This window comes from Spongiactinospora sp. TRM90649 (genome assembly GCF_029382225.1).
Lineage (GTDB): Bacteria > Actinomycetota > Actinomycetes > Streptosporangiales > Streptosporangiaceae > Spongiactinospora.
In genome coordinates this window covers 60,026-74,889 of record NZ_JARLTC010000026.1, presented here as the reverse complement: position 1 = coordinate 74,889, position 14,864 = coordinate 60,026, and the positions used below count along the sequence as shown (strand labels likewise).

General features: G+C 69.6%; 13 protein-coding genes. 8 read left to right on the top strand and 5 right to left on the bottom strand.

Annotated features, from left to right (window positions below):
• Nucleotides 1-4: 4 nt before the first annotated feature.
• Nucleotides 5-259, bottom strand: coding sequence for a hypothetical protein (locus P3X83_RS27020; protein WP_277308037.1), 255 nt, complete (start codon nucleotides 257-259; stop codon nucleotides 5-7).
• Between the two features lie 112 nt (nucleotides 260-371).
• Between P3X83_RS27020 and P3X83_RS27015 the strand changes: the two genes are divergently transcribed.
• Complete coding sequence (locus tag P3X83_RS27015; protein ID WP_277308036.1) at nucleotides 372-824, top strand: hypothetical protein; 453 nt, start codon at nucleotides 372-374, stop codon at nucleotides 822-824.
• Here P3X83_RS27015 and P3X83_RS27010 read toward each other — a convergent pair.
• Both P3X83_RS27010 and P3X83_RS27005 read right to left on the bottom strand, forming a co-directional pair.
• The gene (locus P3X83_RS27010) at nucleotides 811-1,734 is read right to left on the bottom strand and encodes a hypothetical protein (protein WP_277308035.1); all 924 of its coding nucleotides are present in this window, start codon (nucleotides 1,732-1,734) and stop codon (nucleotides 811-813) included. The genes P3X83_RS27015 and P3X83_RS27010 overlap by 14 nt on opposite strands.
• Nucleotides 1,734-2,915: a hypothetical protein gene (locus tag P3X83_RS27005; protein WP_277308034.1), complete on the bottom strand. Its 1,182-nt coding sequence runs from the start codon at nucleotides 2,913-2,915 to the stop codon at nucleotides 1,734-1,736. The genes P3X83_RS27010 and P3X83_RS27005 overlap by 1 nt, the downstream gene beginning before the upstream one ends.
• Before the next feature lie 165 nt (nucleotides 2,916-3,080).
• Between P3X83_RS27005 and P3X83_RS27000 the strand changes: the two genes are divergently transcribed.
• Both P3X83_RS27000 and P3X83_RS26995 read left to right on the top strand, forming a co-directional pair.
• Nucleotides 3,081-3,872: a helix-turn-helix transcriptional regulator gene (locus tag P3X83_RS27000; RefSeq protein WP_277308033.1), complete on the top strand. Its 792-nt coding sequence runs from the start codon at nucleotides 3,081-3,083 to the stop codon at nucleotides 3,870-3,872.
• A gap of 70 nt (nucleotides 3,873-3,942) precedes the next feature.
• Nucleotides 3,943-4,725 carry a glucose 1-dehydrogenase gene (locus P3X83_RS26995; protein ID WP_277308032.1) on the top strand — a complete coding sequence of 261 codons (783 nt, stop codon included), beginning with the start codon at nucleotides 3,943-3,945 and terminating at the stop codon, nucleotides 4,723-4,725.
• A gap of 4 nt (nucleotides 4,726-4,729) precedes the next feature.
• Here P3X83_RS26995 and P3X83_RS26990 read toward each other — a convergent pair whose 3' ends face one another.
• Nucleotides 4,730-5,224: a MarR family transcriptional regulator gene (locus P3X83_RS26990; protein WP_277308031.1), complete on the bottom strand. Its 495-nt coding sequence runs from the start codon at nucleotides 5,222-5,224 to the stop codon at nucleotides 4,730-4,732.
• A 757-nt stretch (nucleotides 5,225-5,981) separates the two neighbouring features.
• Between P3X83_RS26990 and P3X83_RS26985 the strand changes: the two genes are divergently transcribed.
• Both P3X83_RS26985 and P3X83_RS26980 read left to right on the top strand, forming a co-directional pair.
• A complete protein-coding gene (locus P3X83_RS26985) occupies nucleotides 5,982-7,106 on the top strand; it encodes a hypothetical protein (RefSeq protein ID WP_277308030.1) in 1,125 nt (374 codons plus the stop codon).
• 250 nt (nucleotides 7,107-7,356) lie between these two features.
• On the top strand, nucleotides 7,357-8,475 hold the full coding sequence (locus P3X83_RS26980; RefSeq protein WP_277308029.1) for a hypothetical protein: 1,119 nt from the start codon (nucleotides 7,357-7,359) through the stop codon (nucleotides 8,473-8,475).
• Between the two features lie 65 nt (nucleotides 8,476-8,540).
• On the opposite strand, the gene P3X83_RS26975 is transcribed toward P3X83_RS26980, so the two are convergent.
• A complete protein-coding gene (locus P3X83_RS26975; RefSeq protein WP_277308028.1) occupies nucleotides 8,541-11,675 on the bottom strand; it encodes a S8 family serine peptidase in 3,135 nt (1,044 codons plus the stop codon).
• 591 nt (nucleotides 11,676-12,266) lie between these two features.
• Between P3X83_RS26975 and P3X83_RS26970 the strand changes: the two genes are divergently transcribed.
• The 3 genes from P3X83_RS26970 to P3X83_RS26960 all read left to right on the top strand — a co-directional run bounded on the left by P3X83_RS26970 (nucleotide 12,267) and on the right by P3X83_RS26960 (nucleotide 14,832).
• Nucleotides 12,267-12,764, top strand: coding sequence for a MerR family transcriptional regulator (locus P3X83_RS26970; protein ID WP_277308135.1), 498 nt, complete (start codon nucleotides 12,267-12,269; stop codon nucleotides 12,762-12,764).
• Nucleotides 12,761-13,330: a TIGR03086 family metal-binding protein gene (locus P3X83_RS26965; RefSeq protein WP_277308027.1), complete on the top strand. Its 570-nt coding sequence runs from the start codon at nucleotides 12,761-12,763 to the stop codon at nucleotides 13,328-13,330. The genes P3X83_RS26970 and P3X83_RS26965 overlap by 4 nt, the downstream gene beginning before the upstream one ends.
• Before the next feature lie 131 nt (nucleotides 13,331-13,461).
• Complete coding sequence (locus P3X83_RS26960; protein ID WP_277308026.1) at nucleotides 13,462-14,832, top strand: Dyp-type peroxidase; 1,371 nt, start codon at nucleotides 13,462-13,464, stop codon at nucleotides 14,830-14,832.
• Nucleotides 14,833-14,864 lie beyond the last annotated feature (32 nt).

The following is a 14,864-nucleotide window of genomic DNA, read 5'->3' as shown; positions in this document are numbered from 1 at the left end:
GGGCTCAGCGTGGCGCCTTCTCCGGAATGGCCTGCAGCCGGGCCTCCAGATCCTCGACGATCCGCTGGGTGAGCGTCCGGAGCCGGGCCCTGCGACCGGTCAGCTCCCCGATGAAATCCTGCGCCGCCGGCCCTACCCAGACGGCCTTGCCGGTGAGCGTGGCGTGCGCCGAATCCAGCGCCACCTCCAGCCGCGCGGCGTGCGCCCGCACCTGGGCCAGGGCCCGCAGCAGTTCTTCTCTACGGAGATTAGCGGCCATATCCTGTGATCCCGGGGTCAAACGCGTCCCCTTTCTCCATGGAACGACTGCGCCCTTCGCCAGGCGATGTGAGATGGTGCGCTCAGGCGGCCGACTCTTAGGAGGGTATCCAGTGCCCCGTTCCAACCGAAGCCTTCTCGCGTGGTTCGGTGCGATACTCCTGCTGGCCGTACCGGCCACGACCGGCTGCGGCCAACGCGAACCAACGGCCTCGGAGGCGGGCGCGACCCTCAAGTCCCATATTCTTCGGCTCATCGATGAGGTCAGCTACGAGAGCCCGCAGGTCACCGACCCCGGAGGGAAGGACATTCCCTGCGGCAACGGCAGGGTCAAACGGACTTTCGCCGCGACTGGCCCGGACAGCGCCGAGCAGAGCGATCCCCGGACTCTCAACACCATGATGCTCAGCGCCGTGAAGGAGTTCGCCGACTATCGGCTCACCGGCCCGGGGGATCCGAATTTCGATCTCATCAACAAGGCGACACGAACCTCAATTCATTTGAACTCCTCCAAGAATGGAACATACTCGGCAAGCGGGGAGACCTACTGCCTTAGTCCGTCGTGAGAGTGTTCGTGTAGAGCCGCGCTCTGTGGTAGGCGCCGTCCTTTCCACCATCGAAGTTCCGCGCGACGCGAAGACTGGACTCTCCCACAGAGAACTCGTCGTTCGTGCCCATGCCGTTCTCGATAAGCCACTGTTCGAACGCCTGCATGCCCGTGTTCCCGTCCTCGATGATCTCGCTGAACGGGCGAAGGGCACCGTCCGGCCCGGCGAGGAAACCGGATGGCGGCACCTTCGGGACGAACCCCTGTTCCATCAGGAGTTGGGCAGTTACGTGCTGGCGAGCCAGGGTTTCCACCCCGTCCAGCTTCTCGGTCTCCTGCACCAGGTTCTTCGGCTGGGGTCCGTAGGTGTCCTTCACGGCCACGCCGGTGGACAGGGCGGTCCAGGTCTTGGGGATGATCGAGAAGGGAGGTATCAGGCCGAACGCTCCCATCAAGGTGCCCGCGAGCAGGCTTTCTGCGTCCTTCGCCTCCTCGGCCCGCTCGTCCTGGGGCTGGAGGACTCTGACGGCGGCGGCCAGTTCGAAGCCGCGCACGTTGCCCAGTGTGCGGAACAGGCGGTCCATGCGGGTGATGTCGCCGGTGGTTCGGGACTGTTCGGCGATGGGTGGGAGGAGGCGTTGGAGGAGGGTGTCCATGCCGTTGTCGAAGGGGCGGCGGGAGTCAGCGGTGGCGGTGAAGGTGGTCATGAAGCGAAAGGTGTCCTCGGGGCTCAGGCGGAAGGCGCCGTACAGGCCGGGGATCCTGGTTGGCTGGAAGGGGTCGGGGGTGGTGCGCAGGGCGCTGTCCTGGGTCATGTCGGGGTCGCCGAGGTCGGCGCCCAGGGTGAGTTCTGTGGCGTAGGCGCCCGCGATCTCGCCCAGGTGGATCCGGGTGGCGTCGGGGAGGGGCCATCCGTCCGCGGAGATCATCACGGTGTAGGCGAAGGCGGCGGACTCCTTGCCGTGCTCGCCGTCCTGTTCGTCGTAGGCTCCGGAGGCGGCGGCGAGGAGGCGGCGGCGAGGAGGCGGCCGAAGGCGTCGGCTGACTGCGGTGAGGTCGAGGCGCGGTCGTGGAGGCCGCGCAGGAACGTGGCCAGGTCGGGGCAGCGTTCCCACTTCTCTGGGGTGGCCGGGATGCGGCCGAAGGGCAGGGCGAGGGACGGCATGCCGGGGCCGGGGCCGAAGCGGACGGCGGAGCCGATGGCCAGGCGGGCCGCGGCGGGGTTGTTGCCCAGGGCGTTGAGCAGGTCGGTGAGGGCGGAGGCGCTGACCCGGCTGTCCGGTGACAGCGCGGGGCGGGCGAACTCGGCCAGCCATACGTCCGGGTAGTCGCCGTGGCTCAGCAGGGCGGCGACGGCGTCGATGTCCTCGGCGTCGTCGCGGTCTCCGGGGTCGGCGGTCTTGGTCTTCTCTGCGGCCTTGAGCACGGCGGCGAATCCGGCCACCGACGCGCCGCCGGTGATCGCCGCGGCGAAGGCCGTACCGGCGAGCATGATGGCGTCCGGACGGTCCTCACGGGGCAGCCGTTCCACGGCGGCGGCGATCTTCCGGGGGCCTTCGGGGCCCAGAGCGGCGAAGAACGCGGCGTTGTAGACGGCGTCATGCCGATGCGCGCTCAGTTCCTTGAGCGCCTCGGCGATTCTGTCCGACGCGTAGGGGCCGGTGAGACGGAACTCATCCGGGTCGATGGCGGCGAACCGCTCGCCGAGGGCGGTGCCCTGGCGGCGCGCCTCGGCGGGGGTGAGGAGTGACGTCTCCTGGTACGCCCGCAGGCCGATGCCGGGCAGCCCCGGCACCCCTGCCAGTCCGGCCAATCCGGGCATGGGGCTGGTGATGGTCTCCAGGCGTTGCCGTAGCCGGGGGAGTTCCTGTTCCGCCCAGCCGCCGATCTCCCTGATCGGCGCGAGTCCGGCGGCGGGGAGGTCGACGGTGGTCAGTTCCCGGCGAATGTTCTCCGCCTGTTCGGCGATGACCTGCCCCGCGCGTTCCAACTCGGTGATGAACGCGCCCATCAGGACCGGGTCGATCCCGGAGAACTGGGGGGCGAGGGGGCCGGTTCCCGGGGGCACAGAGGAGGACACAGAGGGGGACACAGAGGAGGACTCTGTCATGCGGTCCATCATCGGGGACGGAAGAGCGGAGTGCGAGGGTTCCCCGGCGTTCAGCCGTCATTCAGCGGACTCGTATCGGGTAAAGACCGATTAATCGGCCGCGCCATTGTAAAAGTATTTATCCCAGCCTGGAAGTATGGGCCGCGTGTCGTTGTTCCTGCACATATGAGCACTGAGATCCACACCGTGGGGCGGCGTGAACAGCTCCGGGATTTCCTGCGTGCCCGCCGGGCCGGGCTCACACCCGAGGACGTCGGGATGCCGGCCGCGGGCAGGAGGCGGACGCCGGGGCTGCGGCGCGAGGAGGTCGCGGTGCTGGCCGGGGTCGGGGTGTCGTGGTACACGTGGCTGGAACAGGGGCGCGACATCAGGGTGTCGCCCGAGGTGCTGGACGCGGTGGGCAGGGCGCTGCGGCTGACGGAGCCGGAGCGCGCGCACCTCTATCTGCTGGCCGGGCTCAACCCGCCGCCGCGGGTCGGTGGGGCGCGCGGCGGATCGGTCACCCCGGAGCTGCGGCGACTGCTCGACGCCTGGATGCCGCGTCCGGCGATCCTGCGGGACCGGTACTGGAACCTGGTCGTGATCAACGAGGCCACGCGGATGGTGTTCGGGTACGACGACACCGATCACAACTGCCTGAACTCGTTCTTCACCAATGCCAGATACCGGGGCATGCACCCACAGTGGGCCGCGATCGCGCCGGCGGTGGTCGCCGCCTACCGCTCCGACGCGGCGCACGCTCCCGACGATCCGGAGTTCAGGCGGGTGGTGGACGGCCTCAGCGCGGTGAGCCCGGAGTTCGCCGAGCTGTGGGCGCGACAGGAGGTGGGGCCGCCCGCGCAGGCGATGAAGGCGGTGCGCCATCCGGAGGCCGGTGACCTGTTCTTCGACGTGACCACCCTGACGGTGGCCGACCGCCCCGACTGGTATCTGGAGCTGTACAACCCGGTGACGTGAGGGTGGTGGTGCCGCTCCCCGGATAAGCCGGCACTGTTTGCCACGGACGGCGGGCGGCAGTCTGGGTGCCATGGCACTGATCGACACCCGGCAGTACTCCCGTTTCATCGACAAGATCGCGCTCATCACCGGCGGCACCAGCGGGATGGGCCTGGCCACCGCGCGACGCCTGCTCGCCGAGGGCGCCCAGGTGATCATCACCGGGCGCGACAAGACCCGCCTGGACAAGACCGTCGCGGAGCTCGGCGGGGACGATCGGGTGCTCGCGGTGCGCGGCGACGTGGCCGACCTCGCCGACCTGGACGCGCTGGCCACCGCCGCCCGGGACAGGTACGGACGGCTGGACGTCCTGTTCGCCAACGCGGGCGTCGCGTCGTTCGAGCACGGCGGCGACGTCACCGAGGCCGAGTTCGACCGGATGGTGAACACCAACTTCAAGGGGGTGTTCTTCACCATCACCAGGACGCTTCCACTGCTGTCCGACGGCGCGGCCATCGTGATCAACTCTTCCTGGACGCGTAACCGCGGCCTGCCGGGCGCGACCGTCTACGCGGCGACCAAGGCCGCGGTGCACAACCTGACGCACACCTTCGCGGTCGAGCTGGCCCCCCGCCGGATCCGGGTGAACTCCGTCAGCCCGGGCTATATCGCCACGCCAATGCTCCACGAGAACGTCTCGCCCGAGGACGGGGCCGCCGTGGTGGCGGCGGTGCCCGCCGGTCGGCTCGGCACGTCGGAGGACGTGGCCGACGCGGTGGCGTTCCTGGCCTCGGACGAGGCGTCCTACGTCAACGGCCAGGACCTGATCATCGACGGCGGGCTGGTCTCCACCGCCTTCGGCCTGGCGGAGTGAGCGTTCAGCTACCGGGGGCCGTGGCGTCGAGGTGGGCGAGGATCCGGTCGCGGAGCGAACGCCGCCGCAGGGCGGCCTCCAGTTCGGCGGCGACGGCGCTGAGCGGGTGAGGCAGTTCGTCGTCGAGTTCGGCGACGGCGGCCTCGGTGGCGCGCCACTCGGCCGCCAGGAAGGGGACGAGGGCGCGGCCCCGGTCGGTCAGGTGGATACGGCGGGTGCGGGCGTCGGCCCCGGGTTCGGATTCGACCAGGCCCTCACGCCGCATGGCGGCGACCGTCTGGCTGATCGCCGAGTGCGTACGGCCCAGCGAGTCCGCCAGTTCGCGGATGGTCAGCGGCCCGGTGTGCGCGAGGCGGATCAGCGGATAGGCGTACCGGGGCCGCACCCCTTCGATGCCGCGCTCGACGTAGAGGGACTCGATCTGCGCGTCCATCTCGGCCAGCAGGGCGTGCACGAGTTGCCATCGACCGGGCGTGGCGGTCGGGTCCGAGCCTGTCACGAGGCCCAATCTAACCGCGCCCGCCCGAGGGCCCGGCACGGCCGGCCACCCCCTTATCGCATTATCTGGACGGGATTTTGATTGTCGAACAAATTGTTCGGCTGGCCATAAAGGCCGGTTCCGGACCGATCGGATGATGACCGGATTACGCTCTCGACCGTTTTATCACCCGGTCGGCGGCGCGCTGACCTGTGGATTGACACGATCTTTCCTTGATGGGGCCGCCGTTGACGGAAAGGGCATTCCCTGACACGAAGCGCCATGTGACGAAGGTCATAATTCCTCGCTCTACCCGCGGCGTGATAGCGGCCCTATCCACTCTCCGCACCGCCGTCCATGCCCTCGGTGACGAGCCTTGACGTAAAGGTAAGGCCGGTCTTACCCCAACGGAGCAGACCACTGCCCGCCACAGTGATTCCGCAACAATCGACCGGGATGTAAGGGGACTAATAAGAATGCCGAAATGTCCGCCCGGTGATCTTGTTTGAAGATTGCGGCGAGACTATGTACTGTCGGCTTTGGGACAGCGGCCCAAAAGGCCGAACGGGTATGTCGGGAAGTGGTCATCTAATATCCGTCGTTTCCCGCCTTCGATGAGCGCCATATCCTGGTGCCGTCGCGTACGACGGCGGGAAGCGTCACACGGGAAAACGCTCAAGTGAGAATCCGAAAGGACTACTCGGTGCGTAAGAGACTTACTTTTACCGTTGTCGCGTTAGCCACCGCCGCAGGGCTCGCCCTGCCGGCCGCCAGTGCGATGGCGAGCCAGATACAGAACCCCAAGCCGGGCACCACCACGCCGGCGTCCACCTATCAGATTCCTCGTCCGGACGCGAAGTCGCAGGCCGACCGGACCGAGGTCAGCCAGGCCGCGAAGATCATTCGCGCGGCCGTTGAGAAGGAGAAGGACAGCGGTTTCGGCAACATCGTCCTGACCGACGACGGCGTCCAGCTCTTCTGGAAGGGCACGCCGCCCGCCTCGTTCGGCGCCGCGCTGAGCCAGGCGCGCGAGGTCGCCGAGGTCGAGGTCCTGCCCGCCGACCACTCGCTGGCCGAGCTGCAGGGCCAGGCCGACGTGATCGCCGCCGACATCCAGGCCGACCTGGACGGCCCGGTCATCGGGGTGGAACTGGCCCCCGATTCGAGCGGCCTGATCCTGCGGATCCGCAAGGGCGCCGACCCCGGCAACCTCGGCACGCCGCAGATCAGCGTGCCGTACACGACCGAGGTCTCCGACGTGCCCACCCTGACCTCGCGGCAGGCCGACACGGCTCCGCACTCGGGCGGGATCGTCCTGACCAACCAGGACCCCGGCGCGCAGTACTCGTGCACCAGCGGGTTCCCGGTCACCAAGAACAGCCAGAAGTACCTGCTGACCGCCGGCCACTGCGGCCAGGTCGGCAGCCAGTTCCGCAACGGCACCACCACCATCGGCACGACGACCGAGAAGAACGGTCCGCACGACCTGCTGCTGGTGCCGGCCAACGCCGCCGGGAACATCTACGACGGCTCGACCACGACCAACACCAAGAAGGGCGTCGCCGGCTGGGACTACGTCTACACCGGTGATGTGGTGAAGTCCTCCGGGGCGACCAGCGGCACCGTCTCCAACCTCTGGGTGACGGGTTACGTGTACGCGCTCGTGGTCCGTGACACCTACGGCAACAACGCGTACATCACCAACCAGGTCGACACCGTCCAGCTCAACGGGCAGGTGCCGGCTCAGGGCGGCGACAGCGGCGCCCCCATCTTCGTCGACTACGGGGCGACGGGGAAGGTGGTCGCCAAGGGTTCCGCTTCCGCGGTCAGCGGCACCCACCTGTTCTTCCAGCCCTTCTCCACGGCGATCGTCGACTTCGGCGTCTCGCCGCTGGTGAACTGACGGCCTTCCCGACCGGGCGGCCTTCCCAACCGGCTGGCCTTCCTGAACCGGCGGGCCTTCCGCGCCCAGTGCGCTGAACCCCGCCAATGAAAACCGGTAGCGAAACCGGTAACACCTAACTCCATTCCCGGCGGCACGTCGGCCCCAGCGGCTGATCCCCGTCACACCCCCCGGCGAGTAGCCTCTCCACTCGCCGGGGACCCGTCTTTTTACGGCGATTTCCCTGGCCATTTTCTGAAAGGCCACTCCAATGTCCAGAAGTCTGACCATCGCGATTGTCGCGCTCCTCGTCGCGGTCGGGCTCACTCCACCTCCGGCCGGTGCGACGGCGGGCCCGGACGCGGTCACCGCGGCGGCCGGAATCATTCGCACGGCCGTCGAGCAGGAAAGCGGTGGCGAGGACGGCGGTTTCGGCGGCATCGTCGTCACCGCCCAGAGCGTCCGCCTGTACTGGAAGGGCGTCCCCCCGATCGGCGCCGCGCTGGACCGGGCGCGCCGGGTCGCCCCGGTCGAGGTGTCCCCGGCCGCGCACTCGCTGGCCGAACTGCGCTCGCAGGCCGAGATCATCGCGCGAGCCATCCAGGCGAACCCAGAGGGCCCGGTCATCGGCGTACGGCTCGCGCCCGATTCGAGTGGGCTCGTCCTGTGGATCCGCAAGGACGCCGACCCCGCCGACCTCGGCACACCCGAGATCGGCGTGCCGTACACGACCGAGGTCTCCGACGTGCCCACGCTGACCTCGCGGCAGGCGGACACGCCGCCGTTCTCCGGCGGCGCGGTGCTGTCCAACGACGACCCCGGCCTGCCGCTCCCCCGCTGCACCAGCGGGTTCCCGGTCGCCAAGAACGGCCGGACCTTCCTGCTGACCGCCGGGCACTGCGGCCGGGTCGGCGGCGGGTGGCACAACGGCGACAACCGCCGCGTGGTCGGCGTCGCCGAGGAGAAGAGCGCCCCGCACGACCTGCTGCTGATCCAGTCGAGCGGCGCGGCGACCGTCTATGTCGGCGTGGGCGCCGACACCAAGGCGGGAGTCGCGGGCTGGGACTACGTCTACCCCGGCGAGGTGGTCGAGTCGTCGGGCGCCGCCAGCCGGGGCATCGCCGATCTGCGGGTGACCGGTCACGTCTACGCGGCCGTGCTCACCGACAACTACGGCGGGTCCACATATGTCACCAACCTGGTGGACGCCGTCCGGATCAGCGGCCGAGCGGCGGCCATGCCCGGCGACAGCGGCGGCCCCGTCCATACCACGTCCGGGGGCAAGGTGATCGCCAAGGGGTCCGTCTCCGCCGTCAACGGCTCGCATCTGCTGTTCCAGCCGATCACCAGTGCCTTCACCGACTTCGGCGTGACCCTGCTGGTGAACTGAACCCCGCCCCGGAGAGACACCGGAAACACAGGAAACACTGGAAGCCTCCGGGGCGGGGGCCGGTCTCAGTCCTTGAGCCCGTACGCGCGGATGACCGTCTGGGTCAGCCGCTTGTCGTCGGACGCGGTCGCCGTCACCCGCAGGGACACGAACTCCCCGGTGGCCGACGGCTTCACCACGGCCGAGTACTGCCGCGCCGAACTGTTCCGGACGGCCAGCGGCTGCCACGTCGCCCCGTCGTCGTACGACGCCTCCACCGTCAGCCGCTTCAACCAGAAGTAGTGGTCACTCGGCACACAGTCGATGGTGATCCCCAGCGGGATGTTCACCGTGCGCCTGGCCCGGTTCAGCTCGTCCAGCCCGGCCGGGGCGATCCGCGCGGCGAGCCGCTGGATCGGCCGGGCGTCCGCGGTGCCCTGCGAGTCGAACGTCCAGCTCGTCTCCACCCGCGTGGCCAGCGAGGCGTATGGGACGTTCCGCTTGCTGACCTCCGTCAGCGTGTAGGACGCGTTCTCCTCCGGGAGTGTCGCCTCAAGCCCGCACGCGATGCCGCCCCTCGGGATCACGCAGTCGGTGCGTTCGAGCACCTCGCCGTCCGAGGTGAGCGTGGCCTCGCCCTCGCTGTAGATCTCCATCCCGATCCGGCCGGGCTCTGGGTCGGCGTACTGCATGCCGCCGGAGAAGCTCAGCTCGTTGCCGTCCCTGACCAGGCCGCTGGGCTGCAGGCCCGGCCCGTAGGCGGCGCGGTTCCACGTCTCGGTGGCGGACCGTTCGACGATGTTCCGGCCGAGGCTCAGCACGTTGTGGCCGGGCCCGACGTGCAGCACCGTGTCCCAGAGCAGGGTGCCCGGCCGATAGGTGCGGTAGTTGACCAGCGTGCCGGGGACCTGCGCCCGCGTCGACATGAAGGGCGTTCCCGTGGGGGCCGCCGCGACGGCTCCGGGGAACGACACACCCGGCCCCCGGTTCACCATGGTGATCTTCGCCAGGTCCTTGACGGCCGCGCCGTAGACGGGGTCCTCGGGCAGGCCGCCCCGGCGCTCCTGAACCAGGTCATACCGGACGTCGGTGCCCCTGAACCACACGTTGTGCGCCCGGTACGTGGCCCCCGGGACCTGCGAGGGAATGACGTACAGGCTTCCCTCGGGGCCCGCGACCGAGCCGCCCTGCATCGACCGGAACACCCGGCCCGCCGCCGCGTGGGTCATGGTCGTGATCACGGTCGCGTTCTGCACCGCGCCGGGGTCGTCCAGGGTGAAGCCGACCTTGCGGCCCTGCCGCGCGTCCACGACCACCTCGCGGTGGTCGGCGTCCACCTGCACGGATGTGTGCGCCAGCACGCTGTAGGGGTCGCGCATGGTCGGGTCCGGGTTCGTGATGTAGCCCTGCACCGTCCAGTTCCCGGCGGGCAGCCTGGCCTGGCCGACGCCCTCGTAGAGCGCCACGTTCTCCAGCCAGTCCCGCTCCAGGTCGTACACCAGAGCGCCGGAGAAGACGGCGGGCTCGCCGTCCCTGCCGAGCAGCCGGAACGTGACGTCGTACGACTCGGGCTCGACGTACGCGCCGGCCAGGGTCCGCAGCACCACGTCCTTGCCCAGCGACGCGACGAGGACACCCGGGTACTCGCCGGGTTCGGCGCCGGCGCGGTTCAGGGTCAGCGTCACCGACGCCTGCCCGCGCGCGGGCACCTTCACCCGGGTCGCGGACGGCTTCAGCAGCCCGGCGGGTAACTCGGCGCCGGGCTGCGCGCTCTCCACGCGCAGGTCGAGGAAGAGGGTGCGGTCGCCCGCGTTGGTGTAGGTGATCGTCTTCGTCACCGGTGCGGCCTCGCCGTGCGGCAGGGTCGCCCACACGTTGCCCGGCGTGGCCGTCAGCGGCCGTGCGGTCGCCCGGTCCACGTCGACGCGCCCCGCGCCCTGCTCGTAGGCGCCGAGCGACGAGTGCGGCGTCGCCGTGCCGATCAGCGCGCCCTTCAGCTCCTCGGCCTTCCAGTCCGGGTGCGCCTCGGCGAGCAGCGCCGCCGCGCCCGCGACGTGCGCCGCCGCCATCGACGTGCCGCTCTCGGCGGTGTAGACGCCGTTCTGGTCGAGGCCGACGGTCGTCGCGGCGGTGATCGCCACTCCGGGCGCGGTGAGGTCGGGCTTCACCGCGTGGTCGCCGGTGCGCGGCCCCCGGGCGGAGAATCCGGCGAGCAGGTCGCTCTTGTTGACCGCGCCGACGGTGAGCGCGGCGTCGGCGCCCGCCGGGCTGGCGAGCGTGGCCTTGCCGGGGCCGTCGTTGCCCGCGGCTACCACGAACAGCGTGCCGTACAGCTCGGTGAGGGTGTTGACCGCCTCCTCAAGCGGATCGGACGCCTGGTCGTCGCCGTTCGTGCCGAGGCTCAGCAGGGCGACCCTGGCCTTGGCGTCGGCGGCGGCCCAGTCCATGCCGCGCAGGATGGAGGAGTCGGTGTAGCCGCTGAAGGCTCCGGCGACCTTGCCGATGGCGAGGTCGGCGCCGGGGGCCACGCCCTGGTACTTGCCGCCCGATCCCTTTCCAGATCCGGCGATGATGGAGGCCAGGTGGGTGCCGTGGCCCATGGCGTCCATGAAGTCGCCTTCGCCGGAGAAGTCCGCGCCGGTGACGGCGGTGTCCTGGAAGTCGGGATGGCGTCCGTCGTAGCCGCTGTCCAGCACGGCCACCGTTACGCCCTTGCCGGTGAGGCCCCGTTTCCAGGCGGCGGGCGCGCCGATCTGGCGCGTGCTGCGGTCCAGGTACGGCGTGCGCTTGCCGTCCAGCCACACCCGGGTGACCCCGGCGGCGAGGGAACGGCCGGACGCGCCCGCCGTCAGCTCCCGCCACGCCTGTCCCGCGCCGCTCTTGGCGATCTTCATCGTGGAGAGGTCGAGCGCGTCGCTGCGCCAGCCGCCCTTGGCCGCCTTGGCGGCGAGCCGGGGGGCCGCGGCCGAGCGGACGATCAACGGCACCTCGGCGCTGTGGCCGTCGTCGTAGCCCCACGCGACGAGCCGTGTGACGTCGAACAGGCGCGCGTCCACCAGGCCGCGCGCGACGAGCGGCGCCGCGTCGAGCGGAAGGACGCTCAAGTGACCGTCGCGTTCCTGAGCGCTGAACCGCACCTTTTCCCGGCCGGGGCCGGGCTCGATCTCGTAGGTGGGGCCCGATTCACCCTGCGCGTACAGCTTGACCCGGTCTCCGGTCACCAGCGTGACCGAGGCCGCGCCGGATATCGACGCTCCGGCTTTTCGTGTTTCCGGCGAATGATTGGATGCACGTTTGGAATCGCTATGTGCTCGATCGGCGGCATACTGTGTGCGGGTCGCGTTCGCCGAACCCAGCGGCATGATCAGCCCCAGGGTGACGGCCAGGCCGAACGTCGCGATCCTGGTTTTCCCGGTCATCTGCGACGTCCCTTCTCCGGACCCTGCTCTTGTGGGGGGTGCGACACGGATCCTCCTGTCGGCCGGTAGGTCGCTCTTTTGTCAAAGCGACTCTTACACTCCTAACACGAACCGCTTCAATCGTCATGACCATCCACCTGGATCACGTTGTCAAGACAGGCTTTTCCAGCCCGCGCAAATCGCGGCATCGGCTTTTCCAGGGCATCTCACGGGTGTTTTCGGCGATACCAATGAGTCATCTACGCCGTGCTATGGCGGCGGGCTTGACTCTCCCACGCCAGGAGACCGGAGACTTGGTCCCATGGACAACGCGGCCGACCCAGGCAACGCGGACGACGATCCTCTGCTGAGCATCGGTGAGGTGGCCCGGCTCACCGGCATGACGGTGAGACGATCCGCCACTGGTCCGACATCGGCGTGGTCGCGCCGGTCACCCGCACCGGCGCCGGGTACCGGCGCTACGACGCGGACGCGGTCGCCCGGCTGCGCCTGGCCCGGGCGCTGCGCGAACTCGGCATGGGCATGGCGGTGATCCGCGACGTCGTCGGCGAGCGGCGCGACCTCGCGGAGGTCGCCGGAGCCCACGCCGACGCGATCGAGGCCCGGATCGCGACCCTCCAACTGCAACTGGCGGTACTGAGATCGGCCACCCACCGGCGGCCCGACATCGAGGAGCTCACGACGATGACCGACCTGGCCCGGCTGCCCGCCGCCGAACGCGACGCGATCGTGCACGGCTTCGTGGCGCGCACGATGCGGGACGTGTGCCCGTCCCCGTACCGGGAGGGGATCTTCGCCGCCACTCCCGGCCTCCCCGGCGAGCCGACCGCCGAGCAGGCCGCCGCCTGGAGAGCGACGTCGCCTGGGCGCTGGAGGCGCCCGCCGCGATGACCCCGGCCGAGCTGCTCAACGGCTGCGCCCGGATCCTGGACGAGGTGGGCGCGCTCGTCGAGAGCGTCGCCCCCGGCCAGATGGACGACCCCACGCCGTGCGCCGGGTGGAACGTCCGCGCGCTGCTCGACCATCTGACGTACGAGAACCTGATGTGGACGGGGTTGGCCCTGGGAAGCCCGCGCGCCGACCACGACGCCGACCATCTCGGCGACGATCACGTCGCGGCTTTCCGGGACGCCGCGGCCGGAACGCTCGCCGCGTTCCGGCGTCCCGGGATGCTGGAGGAGCGGTTCGGGCCCGCGCCGGGGTGGCGGCTGGTGGAGCAGGTCGTCATCGAGATGCTCGTGCACGGCTGGGACCTCGCCGTCGCGACCGGCGCGTCCACCGACCTGGCCCCGGAGGTCGGCGCGCCGATGCCCGCCGTGCGCGGGATCTACGGCGCGCTGCCCCGCACCCCCGGCGGCTCCCTCGGCCCGGCCCGCGAGCCGTCCCCGGACGCCACCCCCGCCGACCGCCTGGCCGCCTACCTCGGCCGGGATCGGGCCCACGGCTCCGCGAAATGAAAATCGAGATTTCCCGAATTCCGGAAACCTTCGCACTCCCCCGATAGTCGTAATATGTAGAAATGCGTAGGGGGCTCGGATTCACCCGCGAGTGAAGACGAAACGCATCAACATACGGGGAGGAGTCGACGATGCCCGTCGACCTGAACAACGCGCGACCCCTGGACTGGGATTCGGCCACGCTCGACGCCGACACCAAGGGAATGCTGAACAACCTGCAGGCCAACATCCTGCGCGCGCATGTGCGGGAGCACCTCAGCGTGCTGTTCGTCCGGTTCAACGACGTCAAGGAAGGGCGTCGTTTCCTGCGCGAACTCGCCGAGACGAAGGTGAAGACGGCGCGCCGCCATCTGGAGGAGGTGCGCGACTTCGCGAGAAACGCGCGGCCCGGTACTCCTTATGTCGGCATCGGTATCAGCAAAGCCGGATACCGCGACCTCGGCCATTCGGTGGAGGAGGTTCGGAAGTTCGCCGACCCGGTCTTCCGCGATGGAATGAAGCGCAGGGTGGCGGTGGTCGACGACCCGCCGGTGGACCAGTGGGAGAAGCCGTACCAGCGGGAGATCCACGCGGTGATCGTGATCGGCGACGCCCGGCCGGGGCCCGTCGCGGCGCTGCGCGAGGAGATCCTCGGCGACCTGCCGGAGTCGGCCAGGCTGCTCGGCGAGGAGACCGGCCGGGGCCTGCACAACGACGCTGGTGACGGCATCGAGCACTTCGGCTACGTGGACGGCCGCAGCCAGCCGCTGTTCGTCAAGGACGAGGTGGACCGGGAGCCCAAGGAGCACTGGAACCCGGCGTTCCCGCTGAGCAACATCCTGGTGGCCGACCCGTTCGCGCCGAACCGGAACCGCCACTTCGGCAGCTATTTCGTGTTCCGCAAGCTGGAGCAGGACGTCCGCGCGTTCCACGAGATCGAGCGGAACCTGGCCGACGAGCTGGGGCTGGTCGGCGCGGACCGGGACCGGGCGGGCGCGATGCTCATCGGCCGGTTCCGCGATGGCACGCCGCTGACCAGCAAGCCCAAGGCGTCTGGCGGTCCGGTGAGCAACGACTTCAACTTCGACGCCGACACCGGGAGCAAGTGCCCGTTCAGCGGTCACGTCCGCAAGACCAATCCGCGCTCGTTCGGCCGTGAGGTGCTGATGGCGCGGCGCGGGCAGACCTACGGCGAGCGCACCGACGACCCCACGGACGACTCCCCGCCGGAGAACCGGCCGAGCTCGGGCGTCGGGCTGCTGTTCATGGCGTTCAACGCCCGCCTGATCGACCAGTTCGAGTTCACCCAGCAGTCGTGGGCGAACAACCCGGACTTCCAGAACCCGGGCACCGGGCACGACGCGGTGATCGGGCAGGGGACCAGGAGCCTCAAGGTCACGTTCCCCAAGGTCTGGGGCAAGCCGGAGATGTCGCCCGCCCAGCCGCAGGTGGCGCAGACGGTCACCATGAAGGGCGGCGAGTACTTCTTCATGCCCTCGCTGGCCTACCTGAATAACCTGTGAGGCCCTGAAGAACCTGTGAGGCCGTGATGACG

Excerpts from the sequence above, each read along its gene's own strand:
- P3X83_RS27020 (WP_277308037.1), bottom strand. The coding sequence starts at position 259 with ATGGCCGCTAATCTCCGTAGAGAAGAACTGCTGCGGGCCCTGGCCCAG.
- P3X83_RS27010 (WP_277308035.1), bottom strand. The coding sequence starts at position 1,734 with ATGATCTCCGCGGACGGATGGCCCCTCCCCGACGCCACCCGGATCCAC.
- P3X83_RS27005 (WP_277308034.1), bottom strand. The coding sequence starts at position 2,915 with ATGACAGAGTCCTCCTCTGTGTCCCCCTCTGTGTCCTCCTCTGTGCCC.
- P3X83_RS27000 (WP_277308033.1), top strand. The coding sequence starts at position 3,081 with ATGAGCACTGAGATCCACACCGTGGGGCGGCGTGAACAGCTCCGGGAT.
- P3X83_RS26995 (WP_277308032.1), top strand. The coding sequence starts at position 3,943 with ATGGCACTGATCGACACCCGGCAGTACTCCCGTTTCATCGACAAGATC.
- P3X83_RS26985 (WP_277308030.1), top strand. The coding sequence starts at position 5,982 with ATGGCGAGCCAGATACAGAACCCCAAGCCGGGCACCACCACGCCGGCG.
- P3X83_RS26980 (WP_277308029.1), top strand. The coding sequence starts at position 7,357 with ATGTCCAGAAGTCTGACCATCGCGATTGTCGCGCTCCTCGTCGCGGTC.
- P3X83_RS26965 (WP_277308027.1), top strand. The coding sequence starts at position 12,761 with ATGACCCCGGCCGAGCTGCTCAACGGCTGCGCCCGGATCCTGGACGAG.
- P3X83_RS26960 (WP_277308026.1), top strand. The coding sequence starts at position 13,462 with ATGCCCGTCGACCTGAACAACGCGCGACCCCTGGACTGGGATTCGGCC.